This is a genomic window from Bradyrhizobium sp. BR2003, from assembly GCF_009720285.1.
Lineage (GTDB): Bacteria > Pseudomonadota > Alphaproteobacteria > Rhizobiales > Xanthobacteraceae > Bradyrhizobium > Bradyrhizobium elkanii.
Map to the genome: position 1 here is coordinate 31,528 of NZ_SMYJ01000012.1, position 15,272 is coordinate 46,799.

At 65.3% G+C, this 15,272-nt stretch carries 16 protein-coding genes; 8 read left to right on the plus strand and 8 right to left on the minus strand.

Going from position 1 to position 15,272, the window contains the following annotated elements; translation table 11 throughout:
- The first annotated feature begins 140 nt into the window (after positions 1-140).
- The gene (locus E2I15_RS07830; RefSeq protein ID WP_137483637.1) at positions 141-1,373 is read left to right on the plus strand and encodes a Zn-dependent hydrolase; all 1,233 of its coding nucleotides are present in this window, start codon (positions 141-143) and stop codon (positions 1,371-1,373) included.
- A gap of 7 nt (positions 1,374-1,380) precedes the next feature.
- Here E2I15_RS07830 and E2I15_RS07835 read toward each other — a convergent pair whose 3' ends face one another.
- Positions 1,381-2,286 (minus strand): sulfite exporter TauE/SafE family protein, encoded by a 906-nt coding sequence (locus E2I15_RS07835; protein WP_137483638.1) that lies wholly within the window; start codon positions 2,284-2,286, stop codon positions 1,381-1,383.
- Between the two features lie 353 nt (positions 2,287-2,639).
- Here E2I15_RS07835 and E2I15_RS07840 point away from each other — a divergent pair, with 353 nt between their 5' ends.
- The 3 genes from E2I15_RS07840 to E2I15_RS07850 all read left to right on the plus strand — a co-directional run bounded on the left by E2I15_RS07840 (position 2,640) and on the right by E2I15_RS07850 (position 5,625).
- Positions 2,640-3,677: a PrsW family glutamic-type intramembrane protease gene (locus E2I15_RS07840; RefSeq protein WP_137483639.1), complete on the plus strand. Its 1,038-nt coding sequence runs from the start codon at positions 2,640-2,642 to the stop codon at positions 3,675-3,677.
- A gap of 54 nt (positions 3,678-3,731) precedes the next feature.
- Positions 3,732-4,304 (plus strand): HdeD family acid-resistance protein, encoded by a 573-nt coding sequence (locus tag E2I15_RS07845; protein ID WP_137483640.1) that lies wholly within the window; start codon positions 3,732-3,734, stop codon positions 4,302-4,304.
- A gap of 235 nt (positions 4,305-4,539) precedes the next feature.
- Positions 4,540-5,625 (plus strand): 3-deoxy-7-phosphoheptulonate synthase, encoded by a 1,086-nt coding sequence (locus tag E2I15_RS07850; protein WP_137483641.1) that lies wholly within the window; start codon positions 4,540-4,542, stop codon positions 5,623-5,625.
- Between the two features lie 66 nt (positions 5,626-5,691).
- Here E2I15_RS07850 and E2I15_RS07855 read toward each other — a convergent pair whose 3' ends face one another.
- From E2I15_RS07855 to epmA, 3 genes are all read right to left on the minus strand, one after another.
- A complete protein-coding gene (locus E2I15_RS07855; protein WP_246668448.1) occupies positions 5,692-5,937 on the minus strand; it encodes a hypothetical protein in 246 nt (81 codons plus the stop codon).
- Positions 5,938-6,200: 263 nt separating this feature from the next.
- Complete coding sequence (locus E2I15_RS07860) at positions 6,201-7,292, minus strand: lysine-2,3-aminomutase-like protein (protein WP_137483644.1); 1,092 nt, start codon at positions 7,290-7,292, stop codon at positions 6,201-6,203.
- Positions 7,289-8,341, minus strand: a complete 1,053-nt coding sequence (epmA, locus tag E2I15_RS07865; protein WP_137483645.1) for an EF-P lysine aminoacylase EpmA — start codon at positions 8,339-8,341, stop codon at positions 7,289-7,291. Before epmA ends, E2I15_RS07860 begins: the two co-directional genes overlap by 4 nt.
- 541 nt (positions 8,342-8,882) lie before the next feature.
- Here epmA and efp point away from each other — a divergent pair.
- Positions 8,883-9,449: an elongation factor P gene (gene efp, locus E2I15_RS07870; RefSeq protein ID WP_137483646.1), complete on the plus strand. Its 567-nt coding sequence runs from the start codon at positions 8,883-8,885 to the stop codon at positions 9,447-9,449.
- Positions 9,450-9,575: 126 nt separating this feature from the next.
- A complete protein-coding gene (locus E2I15_RS07875) occupies positions 9,576-11,174 on the plus strand; it encodes a M23 family metallopeptidase (RefSeq protein ID WP_137483647.1) in 1,599 nt (532 codons plus the stop codon).
- Between the two features lie 241 nt (positions 11,175-11,415).
- On the opposite strand, the gene E2I15_RS07880 is transcribed toward E2I15_RS07875, so the two are convergent.
- Complete coding sequence (locus E2I15_RS07880; RefSeq protein ID WP_137483648.1) at positions 11,416-11,841, minus strand: chorismate mutase; 426 nt, start codon at positions 11,839-11,841, stop codon at positions 11,416-11,418.
- A gap of 250 nt (positions 11,842-12,091) precedes the next feature.
- Here E2I15_RS07880 and E2I15_RS07885 point away from each other — a divergent pair, with 250 nt between their 5' ends.
- Positions 12,092-12,514 (plus strand): DUF805 domain-containing protein, encoded by a 423-nt coding sequence (locus E2I15_RS07885; RefSeq protein ID WP_137483649.1) that lies wholly within the window; start codon positions 12,092-12,094, stop codon positions 12,512-12,514.
- 21 nt (positions 12,515-12,535) lie between these two features.
- Here E2I15_RS07885 and E2I15_RS07890 read toward each other — a convergent pair whose 3' ends face one another.
- The 3 genes from E2I15_RS07890 to E2I15_RS07900 all read right to left on the minus strand — a co-directional run bounded on the left by E2I15_RS07890 (position 12,536) and on the right by E2I15_RS07900 (position 14,601).
- Positions 12,536-13,429 carry a dihydrodipicolinate synthase family protein gene (locus E2I15_RS07890; protein ID WP_137483650.1) on the minus strand — a complete coding sequence of 298 codons (894 nt, stop codon included), beginning with the start codon at positions 13,427-13,429 and terminating at the stop codon, positions 12,536-12,538.
- Between the two features lie 147 nt (positions 13,430-13,576).
- Positions 13,577-14,083 (minus strand): cupin domain-containing protein, encoded by a 507-nt coding sequence (locus E2I15_RS07895; protein ID WP_137483651.1) that lies wholly within the window; start codon positions 14,081-14,083, stop codon positions 13,577-13,579.
- A 41-nt stretch (positions 14,084-14,124) separates the two neighbouring features.
- The gene (locus tag E2I15_RS07900) at positions 14,125-14,601 is read right to left on the minus strand and encodes a carboxymuconolactone decarboxylase family protein (protein WP_137483652.1); all 477 of its coding nucleotides are present in this window, start codon (positions 14,599-14,601) and stop codon (positions 14,125-14,127) included.
- Positions 14,602-14,696: 95 nt separating this feature from the next.
- Between E2I15_RS07900 and E2I15_RS07905 the strand changes: the two genes are divergently transcribed.
- Positions 14,697-15,272 carry a MarR family winged helix-turn-helix transcriptional regulator gene (locus tag E2I15_RS07905; protein ID WP_137483653.1) on the plus strand — a complete coding sequence of 192 codons (576 nt, stop codon included), beginning with the start codon at positions 14,697-14,699 and terminating at the stop codon, positions 15,270-15,272.

Consider the following 15,272-nt stretch of genomic DNA (forward strand, 5'->3'; position numbering starts at 1 on the left):
TGCGACCTAAGAGCAGAACCGCTAAGAAATCGTTTGCCCTGATTGTTCCGTCGCACCCAACCACGACGGCATCAAGACGGGATTGAGGCGCCAAGGCGTAGATCAAGGCGTAAATCAAGACGGCAATCCGGAGTCCAATCATGCCAGGCATCAACGGTCGCTTCGACGGCAAGCGCGTGCTCGCAGATCTCAATGCGCTGCGCGCGATCGGCGCCTACAAGACCGGCGTGCACAAGCCGACATTCTCCGAACCGCATCTGCGCTCGCTCGACTGGCTCGCGGCGCGTTTGCCCGACGCCAATCTCACCGCGACGATCGACGGCATCGGCAATGTGCTCGGCTCCAGCGCAAAGGCGGGACCAAAGCTGCTCGCCGGCTCGCATCTGGAAAGCCAGAACCATGCGGGCTGGCTCGATGGGCCGCTCGGCGTGATCTATGCGCTGGAGGCGGCGCGCGTCATCAATACCGATCCGGACGCAAACGGCGCGGTCGAGGTCGCCGCGTGGTGCGACGAGGAAGGACATTTCGGCAGTTTCCTGGGCAGCCGGTCGTTTGTCGGCGCGGTGACCGAAGCCGACATCGATGCAGCCCGCGACCGCTCCAGCGATCGCACCATGCGCGATGCATTGCGCGACGCAGGCTTCGCCGGCCGCCCGCGCCTCAACGCCGAGGCCGGCCGCCACATCGGCTATCTCGAAGCGCATATCGAGCAAGGCGACACGCTGGAAAGCAGCGGGCTCAAGATCGGCGTCGTCACCTCGATCGTCGGCATCTGGCAGTATCGCATCACGTTCACCGGCGAGCAGAACCATGCCGGCACCACGCGGATGGCGGTGCGCAGGGACGCCGGCCTGGCGCTGGCGCGGTTCTGCGTCGCGGTCGACGACAGCTTCCCTGCCCTGTCGGGACCGCGCACGGTGTGGACCACCGGCCGCATCACGCTGGACCCGGGCGCGCCGAGCATCATCCCCGGCCAGGCCGACATGCTGTTCCAGATTCGCGACGACAATCCCGAGGTGATCGCTCGCCTCGAACAGCAGCTGCATCGCCTGGCGGCCGAGGCCACCGCTCGGGGCCGCTGCGGCGTGAAGGTTGAGCGCATCCGCACCGGGGTGCCCGCGATGATGACGCCCGCATTCCAGGATGCGATCGAAGCCGCGAGCGCAGCCTGCGCCGGCGGCAAATCGATCCGCATGCCGAGCGGCGCCGGCCATGACGCCCAGGTCCTCGCCACCATCATGCCGGCGGCGATGCTGTTCGTGCCGTCGATCGGCGGGATCAGCCATCACTGGAGCGAGAACACCGACGACGCCGATATCGTCACGGGGGCCGAGGTGTTTGTCGAAACCTGCCGGCGCCTGCTCGCAGGCTAGAGCACCTTCAGGTCGGACCGCCCCGGTTGCCGGATTTCAGCGAAGCGAGGGCGTGCGAGTTCTGCACGGTGCCTCTCCTCGCGGTGAAGAAGACGTACAGCAAGCAGACGTCGATCAGGATCGTGCCGGCCATGACGCTGTAGGCCCACGGGCTTTCCATCAGCTTCACTTCGATCAACACGCGCGACAGGCCGAATCCCACGACCCACGCATCGAAGCTCATGCAGATCCGGCGAAACGTCTCGGCGTCCAGCCGCCGGATCAGCCAGGCACCGAGCGGTATGCCGAGGACAACGCAGGGAACGAGCACGAGCAGGATGCTCCGGCTCTCGTCGATGAACAGACCGAGCTTGTAGTAGGCGATTGCAGTCAGGCTGGACTCCGTCACCCGAACCAGTGCAAGGCCGGCCCGGAACTCATCTTTGACGAGGCCCTGATTGTTGAAAAGGATCGCCAGCGGCGGGCCCGAAATGGTCGTGACCGAGTACAAGACCCCGAGCATCGTTCCAAAAGGCAAACCGACCAGCCATTGCGACTGGATCGGCCTCCGCCAACCGGCCGCCTGCAGCAGAATGAGCGGCAGAATGATCGAGTAGGTGGCGAATTTGGTCCAGCCGGGCTGAAGCGACGTCAGCGCAAAGGCTCCGACCGCGATGCCGGGCAGCATGCCGATGAGAATAGGCAGCACGCGCCGCCACACGGCCGGAACACCGCTCAGGTTGATGCACAGAACATACAGATTGACGAACACTTCGACGATCACCACCGCAGGATTGAGGACGCGGTTGGTGTAGAAGACGAGCGCGACCGGCACCGTGAGCGAGGAAAACCCGTAACCAAGCGCGCCGTTTACAAACGCCGCAAACAGCGCGATCACGGCAAGAACGATCACAGCAGAATCAATCGAAAGCATCTCTGGCTTTTACCGGATCAGTCGCCTTGCCCACGGCATTATAACCCAACGAAGGGGACGCGGTGCCGAAAGCTGATCGGCCCCACAGGTCGCGATCCTATCCATTCGTCGGGCCGACAAAGCTCCTGCGCATGGAACGCCACGGACTGCCGCCGCTCAGGAACCTGTCCGGGTGCCGCCCTCGGCCTTGAGCCGATCAAGGCCCGCAACGGCACCGTTCCAACCCGCTTTCGTAAGGCACCGTGGCATATTGGTCACGAGAACGGCATCAGACCGATTTGCAATCCGCTGAACTTGCTGCCATTTCTTCGGCACGCATCGCTTTGATGCCATCAAAGGGGCCCGTCCGGCTCATGTTGTTGCTTGAGTCGCTTCCAACCGTCATCGGCGCCGCCGCCATTGCCCCCGCATTGCTGGTGTTATGGCTCGTCATCGCCGCCGACGAGCGCCCCGGACCGCCGGTTCAGGTATGGCTCGCCTTCGTGCTCGGCGCGGCGAGCATCTCGCTGCTCGGCCTCGCGCGAATTCCCTTCAATGCGCTGCTCGCCATTCCCGACAATCCCTGGGCGACGCAGGCGGTGCGCGCAGCTTTCGGGGTCGCTGCACCGGAGGAGATCGTCAAGGTTCTCGTCATCATCGCGATTTCGACGCGGCGCCGCGCCTTCGCCGATCCGATGGATACGGTGGTCTATGGCGCGGCCGCCGGACTTGGATTTGCCGCCTATGAGAACCTCGCCTATCTGGTCCAGCACAAGGACATGTGGCGCGCGCTCGCGGCGTTGCGCAGCGTGCTCACGGTGCCGTTCCACGGCGCGCTTGGTATCATCGCCGGCGCCTATCTTGCGATCGCGCGCTCCGGCGGCGCGCTCGGCGCCTACCGGGGTCACCGCGACTGGGCGCGCATCACGAACTGGGCCCTGGTGCTGGTCGCACCGGTCGCCCTGCACGCGGCGTTCGATTTTCCGCTGCTCGCGCTCCAGCGCATCCCCGACCTCGGCTCGACCACACGGCTGCTGCTCGGCTCGGCCAGCGTGCTGATCGGCTTCTCCTCGATCGGCTTTGCAATCCGCCTGGTGCGACGCCTCGGCAAGCATCATGCGCCGCGCACCGACGTTGCGCGCGAGCGGCTGAGCCAGCTGCGACGGATGTGGGCGCTGTTGCTGATCGGCGGCGGCGCCGGCTTTGCCGGCGTCTCCTTCCTGCTCACCTCGCTGCATCATTGGTACGTGAATCCCGAGCGCAATGCGTCGTTCATCCTGGTCCCGATCGGCTTCACCTCGATCCTGATCGGACTGGCGCTGCTGATCGCGACCACCGCGGTCTACTTCCTCGGCCGCAACCGGATGCGGACCGCCTCGGAGGGCTTTCCCTCCGCACCGAGCCAGAGTTAGGATAACGCCCGCACGCGCGCGCAGCCTTTACGTTCGCAGATCCGAAGAGCCGCGATGACCCTGTCCAACGACCTCGACAAGCTGCGATCGGAAATGCAAGCCGCGGTCAAGGCGCACTGGAAGGCGTTCCTGTTCGAAGGCATCCTGCTCGTGATCCTCGGCATCGCTGCGATGATCGTGCCGACATTCGCGAGCCTTGCCGTCACCATCTTCCTCGGCTGGATGTTCCTGATCTCAGGCATCGGCGGGCTGATCGTGACGTTCTGGGCGCGCAACATGCCGGGCTTCTGGTGGTCGCTGATTTCGGCCGCGCTCGCCGTGCTGGCCGGCATGGTGCTGCTCGCCCGTCCGATGCAGGGCGTGCTGACGCTGACCATCGTGGTCGGCGCCTATTTCGTCGCCGAAGGCGTCGCCACCGTCATGTACGCGCTGGAGCACCGCCGCCAATTGTCGGGACGCTGGTCCTGGCTGCTGATCGCCGGCCTGATGGACATCGTGATCGCCTTCTTCGTCATCGCCGGCTTGCCGGAGTCCGCGGGATGGGCGATCGGCCTCCTCGTCGGCCTCAATCTGATGTTCGGCGGGGCGACCCTGATCGGCATGGCGTTGGCGGCACGCAACACCTGACGCCGAACCGCGGGGGCTTGCATTTGGGGGGTGACAGCCCCAAATCCCTGCGCTATAGAGCCGCCCCATGATCACCGTCGCCACCAGCTATTTTTGGTACTTTAGCTACGACAGCTCGCTGGCGGCAGGAGGATCGCGCTCAATCTGAAGAATTGCAGCAAACGTCCAAAACAAGCCGCCAGACCTGGCGGCTTTTTTGTGTGCCGGCAGGTCCCGAACTCCAAAGGAGCCAGCCGTGTTGAGTACGACAGACGATCTTCGCATCAAGGAATTGAAAGAGCTCAGTACGCCCGAAGAGGTGATGCGGGAGGTCCCGCGCACCCTGACGGCGACCCGGGTGGTGATGGGCGCCCGCAACGCCGTCCACGCGATCCTGAACGGCACCGATGACCGTCTGCTGGTCGTCGTCGGCCCCTGCTCCATCCACGATCCCGCGGCGGCCGTCGATTACGCCGAGCGCCTCGCCAGCCTGCGCGAACAGCTCGCCGACCGCCTCGAGATCGTGATGCGGGTCTATTTCGAGAAGCCGCGCACCACCGTCGGCTGGAAGGGGCTGATCAACGATCCCGATCTCGACGGCAGCTTCGACATCAACAAGGGCCTGCGGCTCGCCCGCAACGTGCTGTCGGCGGTGAACAATCTCGGCCTGCCGGCCGGCACCGAATTTCTAGACATGACGACGCCGCAATACATCGCCGATCTGGTCTCCTGGGCCGCGATCGGCGCGCGCACCACCGAGAGCCAGATCCATCGCGAGCTGGCTTCCGGCCTGTCCTGCCCGGTCGGCTTCAAGAACAGCACCGACGGCGGCGTGCGGATCGCGGCGGACGCGGTGAAGTCGGCCTCGCATCCGCATCATTTCATGGCGGTCACCAAGGGCGGCCGCTCGGCGATCGCCGCCACCAGCGGCAACGAAGACTGCCACGTCATCCTGCGTGGCGGCCGGGCGCCGAACTATGATGCCGCGAGCGTCGATGCTGCCGCCACCGAGCTCGGTCGCGCCGGGGTCGCAGCGCGGCTGATGATCGACACCAGCCACGCCAACAGCAGCAAGAAGCCGGAGAACCAGCCGGCGGTTGCTGCCGACATCGCGCGCCAGGTCGCAGGCGGCGAACAGCGCATCATCGGCGTGATGATCGAGAGCAATCTTGTTGCGGGACGCCAGGACGTCGTGCCGGGCAAGCCGCTGACCTACGGCCAGAGCATCACGGATGGCTGCATCGATCTCGGCACAACGGCTGACGTGTTGAAACAGCTGGCCGATGCCGTCGACGCAAGGCGCAGCGTGCGGCGCGACGGCCTGCAGGAGCGTTCGGCCTGACACGGCCGAACGGATTGAGCGTTGCCGGCGGGGCGGATATCGCGCCTCGCCGGTCAGCTACGTGGGTTAGCAACCACGGCAGATGCTCTTGATCTTCTTGTCGAGCGCCGCGTCTTCCTTGTTGGCCTGACTATTCGGATCGTTGATGTTCTTTTCGCTGGGAACGTCGCCGCGGCGCGGCTGACGATGTCCGATCGGCGCCTCTGGCACCCCCGAACCCTTCTGCACGGAGGACGATCCGCCCTGTTGCTGCGCCCAGGCGCTGGACGTTCCAAGCTGGGGCGCTCCGGCCGCAACCATCATCAGAGCCATCAACAAAACTGTCTTCCGCATCTCGCGTCTCCGCTTCTCAACCCTATCGCGCCCGTTCCGGGACCTCAACGGTAGCACAGTTGCGTCGCCCCTGCGCTGCGCAATCCTGTACCTTCCGTATATCGGCCATCGTGCCAGGGAGCCAGATTCCCGCGGCGACCAGCACCACGAAGAAGCCGAACATCACAGCATTTTCGATGCTGCGGCTGCCCTCGTCCTCGGGCGGCTCCTGCCGTCCGTCCCCAGCCCCGCTCATCGCCGCCTCAGGATTGCGGCGGGTAAAGATGAACGTCGCCGCAATAATCGACGATACGGTAGCGCCGTTCCACCGGACCTTCACGTTCGCGGGAAGCCGGCTGCGACAAATAGCTCGGGCCGATCGGCGCCTTGCCGTGGCCACCGGGGATATCGAGCACATAATCCGGTTGACAAAGTCCGGAGACACGCCCGCGCAACGCCCGCATCAATTCCTGCCCGGCTTCGATCGTGGTGCGCAAATGCGCAGTGCCGGGCGCAAGGTCGCCGTGATGCAGATAATAAGGCTTGATCCGGCACTCCACGAAGCCGCGCATCAGCGCCTCGAGCGTCGCAGCATCGTCATTGACGCCGCGCAGCAGGACGGACTGGCTCACCAGGGGAATGCCGGCGTCTGCAAGGCGCGCGCACGCCGAGCGGGCATTGTTGCTCAGCTCACGCGGATGGTTGGCGTGGATCGCAATCCAGGTCGTCGCGCCTTCGACCCGCAATGCCGCGACCATCTCGGGATTGATACGGCCCGGATCGGCGATCGGAACCCGGGTGTGGAGGCGCACGATCTTCACATGATCGATCCCGGCGAGATCGGCCATGATCTCGGTCAGCCTGCGCGGCGACAGCATCAAGGGATCGCCGCCGGTCAGGATGACTTCCCAGATCTCCGGATGGCTGCGGATGTAATCCAGCGCCGCGCGGTAGGCGTCATCTGACAAGGCCGAGGCCTTTCCCGGCCCGACCATTTCGCGCCGGAAACAGAACCGGCAATACACCGCGCAGACATGGACGAGCTTGAACAACACCCTATCGGGATAGCGATGCACGATTCCGGCGACCGGCGAATGCGCCTCGTCGCCGATCGGATCGGCGTTCTCGCCCGGCTGCTCGACGAGTTCGTCGGCGCTCGGGATGAACTGCCGCGCGATCGGGTCGGCAGGATCGGCCGGATCAATCAGCGCGGCGAGCTCCGGCGTCACCGCGACCGCGTAGCGCGCAGCGACCCGCTCGAGCCCGGCAAGTGCTGCGGCCGGCGCGAGCCCGGCCTCGACCAGCTCGCGCGGCTGTCGCAGCGTCGCCGCCAGTTTTGGATCGATCCTGTTCATGTCTCTCCCGCAGGCGGCGTCCAGACCACCTGATCAATTCGTGGCGCGCCGCTCGCCAGCATCACCAGCCGGTCGAAGCCGAGCGCGACGCCGCTGGCTTCCGGCATCTGTCCGACCGCGGCAAGAAAGTCATCGTCGAGCGGATAGCGCTCGCCATAACGGCGGGCCTTCTCGTCCATCGCTGCGGTGAAACGATGGCGCTGCTCGGCCGCGTCGGTCAGCTCGCCGAAGCCATTGGCGAGCTCGACGCCGCAGGCATAGACCTCGAAACGCTCGGCGACATCAGGGTCGCCGGCCTTGGTGCGCGCCAGCGCGGCCTCTGGCGAGGGATATTCGAACAGCACCGTCAGACGGCCCTGCCCCAGTTGGGGCTCGACATGCTCGACCAGCACCTTGCTGAAGATATCGGACCAGGTGTCGTCATCTGCAACCCGCACCCGCGCTGCTGCAGCCGCCGCAAGCGCCTCGCGATCGCCCGCGCCGCCCGTGATCGTCGCCAACAGGTCGACGCCGGCGAAGCGCTCGAAAGCTGCCGCGACCGTCAGCAACTCCGGCTCCGCAAACGGATCGGCCGTCCTGCCGCGGAAGGAAAACCGCCCAATCCCGGTCGCCTGCGCCGCATGGGCGATCACGACGATCGTGTCGGCCATGATGGCGTCATAGCCGGCATTGGCGCGGTACCATTCCAGCATGGTGAATTCGGGCAAATGCAGGTCGCCGCGCTCGCGGTCGCGGAACACCCGCGCGAACTCGTAAATCTTCGGCTCGCCGGCCGCGAGCAGCTTCTTGCAGGCGAACTCCGGCGAGGTGCGCAGATAGCGCGGCGCAAGTGAGCCATCGGCCTGCCTGAGCTCGGTGCGGGGAGCGTGCAGATGGGTCTCGTTGCCCGGCGACATCTGCAGGATCGCGGTCTCGACCTCGGCAAATCCCTGCTCCTCGAACCAGGCGCGCACCGCCCGCGTGATCGCGGTCCGCGCCTGCAGGAACGGCCTGCGGTCGGCATAGCGCTGCGGCGCCCACCAGGGCGACGGCTGGTCATGAGCTGTCATCGCCAGAGCATCCTCGCGGATTCAGCGTCAACGAGCCGCCATCCGCACTCAAGAGCCTTGCACAACCGATTGATTCCACACAAGTTCATAAGCCCGCACAGCCCCGGCCTCCGCGGCACGCGGCAAGGCTGGTCCCTTCTTGTCGAAAGACGCGCACATTGTCCATGCGCCCCAGCCGAAGTACGCGCGCGACATGGGCGACGATGGCCTGCTGTTTCAATTCTGGATCTTTGACCGTGCCCATACGATCAAGGGGCTCGAGGGTCGAGGACTGGCGTTGCCTCTACGATCTGAAAACCGGGACATTCTCGGGTCCTGCGAGCTTTGCCGAGCACAACCGGACCGCACTGAAAACGCCCGATCCGGCCCGAAAACAGGGCCGCTTGGCGCGGCCTGGACGGTTGGCAACCTTGCGAATTCGGCCGCAAAAGACTGGCATCTCAGGGACAAATCAGTATGTTGCAGCCCGAAATCGCCGCCATGGCCGAGGGGCAGCCGATCCGGTTGGCGCCCCTAGGCTCTCAAATTCAGGAAAACACCTTTGAAAGTCATCGCCAGTTCCATCCGCAAGGGCAACGTCATCGAGCAGGACGGCAAGCTCTATGTGGTCCTTTCCGCCGAGAACATTCATCCCGGCAAGGGCACCCCGGTCAGCCAGATCGAAATGCGCCGCATCGGCGACGGCGTGAAGGTCTCGGAGCGCTACAAGACCACCGACCAGGTCGAGAAGGCCACCGTCGAGGACCACAACTACAACTACCTCTATGAAGATGGCGACGGCTTCCACTTCATGAACAACGACAACTACGACCAGGTCCAGGTCTCCAAGGAGATCGTCGGCTCGTCCGCGCCGTATCTGCAGGAGAACATGACCGTGAAGCTCTCGATGCACGAGGGCAACCCGGTCGCGATCCAGCTGCCGCAGCGCGTGACGCTGGAAGTGGTCGAGACCGAGCCCGTGACCAAGGGCCAGACCGCCTCCTCGTCCTACAAGCCGGCCGTGCTGTCCAACGGACTGCGCACCGGCGTGCCGCCGCACATCACCACGGGCACCCGCATCGTGGTTATGACCGAGGACGGTTCCTACGTCGAACGCGCCAAGGACTGAGCGCTGAGGCGCGGTGGGATTTGAAATGAATCGTCATCGCGCCTCAACTTGTTGGTTAAGCATCAACTTTACCGAAAACAGCTACACACTTTTCCGGAACTTGCTTTAGTCTCTCGGGCGTCAGACATGAGCCCGGGGAGCGCAGTGAACAGGAAGGTGGTCAGCTTCGTCAGTTGCTGGCTGGCAGCCCTGCTCTCGCCTCTTCCCGGCGCCCATGCCGACGAATTCCGAACGCCATCGATCTCGGCCATGCGGGTCGAATGGCGCGCCGTGCTCGACCAATTGCGGCAGGAGATCGGCAGCCGCCCGGCCGTCGCCGCCGGCTTCACTTTCGCCGGACAACGCCGCGTTCCCGCCACCGATCCGCGGGCGACGCCTGCGCTGGTGCAGTTGAACGCGGTAACAGCGCCGCTGTTTCCCGGCATCGCGCAGAGCCCGATCCCGGTGCTGCTGCCGTTCGACCCCGCCAACTATCTCGACGCGCGGCAAAACGGTGCGCCGGACAGCCTGTCGATCGCGCGCTACCAGGCCGACTTCCGCGCGGTCGATTTCTTCCATGCCGGTGCGTCGGGCTACGATGCCGTGTTCTCGCTCGACCCCGGCGACGGCCTGCCGCCGCGGACATTTGCCAAGCCGGTCGAGGTGCAGATTTCCGGCTCGATCCTTGTCTACGACCTCGCCGACCGGCTCGGCGGCAAGGGCGAGCCGGTCAAGACGCTGACCGCGCAGTTCCCGGACCTGCGCCGCTTCATTCGCGAGGGCTATGTCCGCTACGCCTTCACCCGCTTCGGGATTCCCTATGTCGTGTCGATCCAGTGCCTCGACAGCGCGCCGCGGCCGAAGCGGCTGGCCTGCCGCGAGGCCTATCCGGTCGCCGAGCGCTTTCTGAAGGCCCTGCGCATCGCCGGCGGCCAGCCGTCACGGCCGCGCAGCGACATCGCCTCCGACATCGCCGAGCGGCCCGCCGCGCAATCCGCCGACTTCGCCTACCACCCGAGCGGCGACATCGTCGCAGGCAGCGGCGGCCGCAGGCAACAAGGTGGTCACGCCGACTTCACCGTCTATTCGCAGATCCGCTTTCCGCTCGATAAGGCGCCGGCCTTCGCGCACTCGCAATCCTTCGCCAGGCGCAAGGCCGGCGCGGCGATCGACGCGTATCCCTGGCAGGACAATTTCTGCGAGGCGCGCAGCTTCGAGGTCGGCCAATGCGCCAGCGGCTACGGCCATCAGGGCCAGGACATCCGGCCTGGCGCATGTCCGGTCGACAGCAAGGATGGTTGCGATCCCAAGCAGCAGGCGGTCGTTGCGGTGCGCGACAGCATCGTGATCCGCTCGGCGCAGCAGCAAGCCGCGACATTGCAGGTCAACACCCGCACCGAGCACGTCCGCTTCCGCTACATGCACATGAACCCGTCAGTGATGGATGCCGACGGCCTGCTCAACGGACGCCGCGTCAGCGAGGGCGAGAAGATCGGCGTGGTCTCGAACTATCTCGACCACCCCAACGGCACCTCGCGGCATCTGCATTTCGACGTCCAGCTGTTCACGCGCGACGGCTGGCTGTGGGTCAATCCCTACACCACGCTGGTGTCGGCCTATGAGCGGTTGATCCGCGGCCGTGGCCGCGAGATCGGACCGGAGTCCGGACCCGCGGCCGCCGTGGCCCACGCCCTGCCCGACGACGTCCTGCATCGCATCGACACCCAGGAGGGTGGCGGCAACTAGCGCGTTGTCGAGCGAAGCCTGTCCGCACTTGATGCGGGATGGACACCGGATCGGGGCGCTCTGCCAAAATATCGAAAACAACCCCATGCAAAGGAGCCGGCGACCGACAACTTGACACGTCGGGCAAATCAGCGGCATAATTCCATTATTCCGAAATCGTGCAAACGCCGCTTGCCCCGGGACCATGGAGCTCCGCGCCACATCGGTAGCGTCATTGGTCCGGATGGTGAGCCGCGCCCGCCTATTTCTTCCAGGGCGCATCGCCGCGCGCCGCGGCGGCCGCGAAGATGCCCTGCTCATAATCGATGAAGGCGCGCACCATCGCGCGATAGGCGGCCTCCGCGACCTTGGGCGACAGCCCATCCTGCTCGGCCAGCGTCATTGCCTTCTTCACCACCGCCTCGGCGCGCTCGGGCGCCTCGACTTGCGCCGGGTTGGCCTTGAAGCGGGCGGCTTCATGGACGTAGCGGCCGCGCTCGGCCATCAGGCGCACGATCTCGCGGTCGAGCCGGTCGATATTGCTGCGCACCTCGCCAAGCGTCTTGCAGCAGGCGCCGTTGTCGACCGTGGGGCTGCCCCACAGCGCCGGCGCATTCGTCGCAGGTTCCTCGGCGCATGCCACGGCAGGAATCAGAAGAAGCGTCGACAGAAATACCGGCAATCGCATCGAACGCCTCCCAGAAAGCCGAGCACGCCCTGCGATCGTTATGCCGATTTCGCGCGCCGATGGAAGCCATGCCGCTGACGGGACGGCCGCAGGTTCCATTCGGAATCGCATCGATGCGCGTCATGTCACGGCGACAATTGCCAGCTTGAATGATCATGATGGACGCAGCAATCCGCGGGAACCTGTCCCGCTTCAACCGTCGGACGCAATTATGGATAAGATGCCCGTTCAGGCTGGACCATAACCAAGCATGCTCTCGACCTTCAGCTGGTTCTTTCTTTCGGTGAAAGGCCGCATCAGCCGGCAGGAATTCGGCCTGGGATTTTTCGGCCTCGTCCTGGTCGACATGCTCGTCATTCGCATCGGCGCAAGGCTCGACCCTGGTCCGCGGTATTACGACGGCAGCCCGCCCGCCGACGACCTGTCCGTCCTGCGCTTGCTGCTCATGCTGTCGTTGTGGCCGTTCGCCGCGATCCTGGTGAAGCGGCTGCATGATCTCAACATCTCGGGCTGGTGGGCGCTGACGATCCTCGCCATTCCCCACCTCGCCGCCGCGCTCCACGTCAAATACTGGATCCCGTATCTGGCGCTCGTCGCAACGCTGAGCGTGCTGCCGGGATCGAAGGGTGACAACCGGTTCGGCCGCGACCCGTTGGCGCGCGCCGGCATCTAGCGCCTTGCGCCGTGGTTGCGATCAGTCGATCTCCATCGCAGCCAGCGTCTCCTTGACCTTTCCCTGAGCGTCCGCGGGGAGCGGCAATATCGGACGTGGAGGCTCGGCCGCACAGACCCCTCTGAGATTGGCAAGTGCGTAGACGACGCGCAGACTGGAATATGTCCTGAACAAATCCCAGATCGGCTGCAGACGCGCGTTGAGCTCTCGCGCCCGGGCCGCATCGCCGCTCGTCGCGGCGCGAACGATGTCCACGCAGACCTTCGGGAAGATTCCTGCGACAACGCTGTACCAGGTATCTCCGCCCGCCAGCAGGGCCTCGGTGCAATTCCAGTCGGCGCTGTAACCCAACGCAACGCCGTCAGGAACGACAGCCCGCAATTCCCTGAGATGGCCCGCCACGGTCGAAGCATCCAGCGCCGGACTCTTCACCGCGACAATTCCCTCGACCCGGCTGAGCCGGCCGATGAGAGCCGGCGTGAATTGAAAGTGGGTCGTTCCGGGATTGTCATAGATGCAGATCGGCAACCCGCTCTCGCGGGCTACGGTTTGAAAATGCTCAAAGACCTCGTCATCGGTCAGCGGCGTATAGGAAACCGCCGCCAATAAGCCTGCCGTCGCGCCCGCATCACGCGCATCCTGGGCCAGCCGCACCGCATCGTCGGTGCGCAGTGCGCCGATGCCGACCAGTATTGGTGTGTTGCCGTCCGCCAAGGCGGTGGCCGCCTGCACGGCGCGCCGCCGCTCATCGCGGCTGAAATACGGATATGAGCCGGTACTTCCGAGCAGCCCGACCGAATCCACCTTCGCCGCAATCAAGCGGTCGAGCAAGGCGCGGAGCGCACCCACATCGACCCGTCCATCCCGGTTCGAAGGCGTTATCGGGAAGGCAGAGAGCCCCTTCAGACTGATCATCGGTTCGTCCCTCGTCGGCGGCAAACGCCGTGAGCTGCCGCGCAATCAATCGACCCGCCCCGTCGCGCGCAAGGTCCAGTTTCACGCGAACTGGGCACCAAACTGGTCCAGTGCGCACGTCTTGCAGAACGAGCGCCCAACCGATCGTTATTCGAGCATCGTGGTCAGCTGCGCGCCCTCGTCCGCCACGAACACCGCGATCAGCTCCGCCGGCTCCGTGGTGCTCGCATTGGCCGAGACCATGTGGGTCGAGCCCGGCGGCTCGAAGAAGGACTGGCCGACCTTGAAGCTCTCGACCGGCCCGCCGCCGAGCTGGGAGCGGATTTCACCCTTGGTGATGTAGGCCGTCACCGAACCGGAATGGCGGTGCGGAGGCGTGAAGCCGCCGGGACCATAGAACACGCGCACCACGGTGACGCGCTTGCCCGGCACATTGGGCAGCGCGTGCGAGCTGATGACCTCGACCCTGTCGAGCGGCGACGCCGCATTGGCACTCGCACAGAGTGGTGCGATCACCGCGGAGATCGCGTCCATCGGGGTCGGCAGTGCCTTGCCGATCACGAAGGCGCAGGCCAGTCCCGCGATCACGGCCAGCGCGACCGGTCGCGGCGGCCGCGCGAATGCAAGAGATGGAGTCATTGCCATCGAGGTCATTGTTTTCCTCCCTGTCAGCTGCCGTTTGATCCGTCTCGACGTTACGAGGCCGCGTCCTCACGCTGCCGGCGCGGCGGCGGCGTCCAGCGATAGGCGGCGCCGAACCGGTTCCAGACGTTGATCGATGCGATCGCCGAGGTCAGGTAAGTCAGCTCCGGCTCGGAGAATTCGGCGGTGGCCTGCGCATAGACCTCGTCGCTGACGCCGTTCGGCAAGGTGGTCAACGCTTCGGCCCAGGCCAGCGCGGCGCGCTCGCGCGGCGTGAACTGCGGCGCCTCGCGCCACACCACGACGAGGTTCAGCTTGTCGGCGGGCACGCCGAGGCTCTCGCCCTGCAGGATGTGATACTGCACGCAGAAGGCACAGCCGTTGATCTGCGAGGCACGCAGCTTGACCAGCTCGAGCAGCTGCTTGTCGAGGCCGGCCTTCGCCGCGAACTGGCCGAGTGCGCGCACCGCGGCGAAGACGTCGGGCGCGAGCTTCTCGAAGTCGGTGTATTCCTTACGGGCATGTGACATTGGCCTGGCCTCATGTTATCAGTGTGCTGAGACATTATCAGAGCTCTGATATCATCGGCAAGATGCGGACATCGGCAAACGCGACAGCAGGCAACATGGCGGCAATGCAGAAACGAGGCAAATCCGGCACCGCCGGGCGGCGTCCGATCGAAAAAGCCGCCGGCCGAAGGGCCGCAGCGAATGCAGGATCGACCGCAGGCGACGTCCTGCTCGCCCCTTCCGTTCCGCCGCCCGGCGAAGGCAAGCGCGGCGAGCAGGGCTATCTCGCCTATCTGCTGCGCCAGGCCCACGCGGCCTCGCGGCTGTCGATGGAGCGCGCGCTCGCCGAGCTCGGCGTCACCTCGCCGCAATTCGTGGTGCTCACCATGCTGAAGGCCTATCCGGGCCTGTCAGGCGCCGATCTGGCTCGCGTCGCGCTGCTGACGCCGCAGACCGTCAGCGTGATCATCCGCAACCTCGAGCGCGACGGCGCGATCCGCAAGACGCCTCACCCCGTCCACGGCCGGGTGCTGCAATGGACCCTGACCGGCCATGGAACCGCGCTGCTGGAGAAATGCCGCCATATCGCGCAGGCCCAGGAGCGCCGGCTCGCCGCCGGCCTTGACGCCAGATCGGAGCAGATCGTCCGGCAATGGCTGTCGAAAATCGCCACAGATTTGCAGGATAGCTAG

Coding starts and splice junctions, on each gene's coding strand:
- E2I15_RS07830 (WP_137483637.1), top strand. CDS start 141: ATGCCAGGCATCAACGGTCGCTTCGACGGCAAGCGCGTGCTCGCAGAT.
- E2I15_RS07835 (WP_137483638.1), bottom strand. CDS start 2,286: ATGCTTTCGATTGATTCTGCTGTGATCGTTCTTGCCGTGATCGCGCTG.
- E2I15_RS07840 (WP_137483639.1), top strand. CDS start 2,640: ATGTTGTTGCTTGAGTCGCTTCCAACCGTCATCGGCGCCGCCGCCATT.
- E2I15_RS07845 (WP_137483640.1), top strand. CDS start 3,732: ATGACCCTGTCCAACGACCTCGACAAGCTGCGATCGGAAATGCAAGCC.
- E2I15_RS07855 (WP_246668448.1), bottom strand. CDS start 5,937: ATGGCTCTGATGATGGTTGCGGCCGGAGCGCCCCAGCTTGGAACGTCC.
- E2I15_RS07860 (WP_137483644.1), bottom strand. CDS start 7,292: ATGAACAGGATCGATCCAAAACTGGCGGCGACGCTGCGACAGCCGCGC.
- epmA (WP_137483645.1), bottom strand. CDS start 8,341: ATGACAGCTCATGACCAGCCGTCGCCCTGGTGGGCGCCGCAGCGCTAT.
- E2I15_RS07875 (WP_137483647.1), top strand. CDS start 9,576: ATGAGCCCGGGGAGCGCAGTGAACAGGAAGGTGGTCAGCTTCGTCAGT.
- E2I15_RS07880 (WP_137483648.1), bottom strand. CDS start 11,841: ATGCGATTGCCGGTATTTCTGTCGACGCTTCTTCTGATTCCTGCCGTG.
- E2I15_RS07885 (WP_137483649.1), top strand. CDS start 12,092: ATGCTCTCGACCTTCAGCTGGTTCTTTCTTTCGGTGAAAGGCCGCATC.
- E2I15_RS07890 (WP_137483650.1), bottom strand. CDS start 13,429: ATGATCAGTCTGAAGGGGCTCTCTGCCTTCCCGATAACGCCTTCGAAC.
- E2I15_RS07895 (WP_137483651.1), bottom strand. CDS start 14,083: ATGACCTCGATGGCAATGACTCCATCTCTTGCATTCGCGCGGCCGCCG.
- E2I15_RS07900 (WP_137483652.1), bottom strand. CDS start 14,601: ATGTCACATGCCCGTAAGGAATACACCGACTTCGAGAAGCTCGCGCCC.
- E2I15_RS07905 (WP_137483653.1), top strand. CDS start 14,697: ATGGCGGCAATGCAGAAACGAGGCAAATCCGGCACCGCCGGGCGGCGT.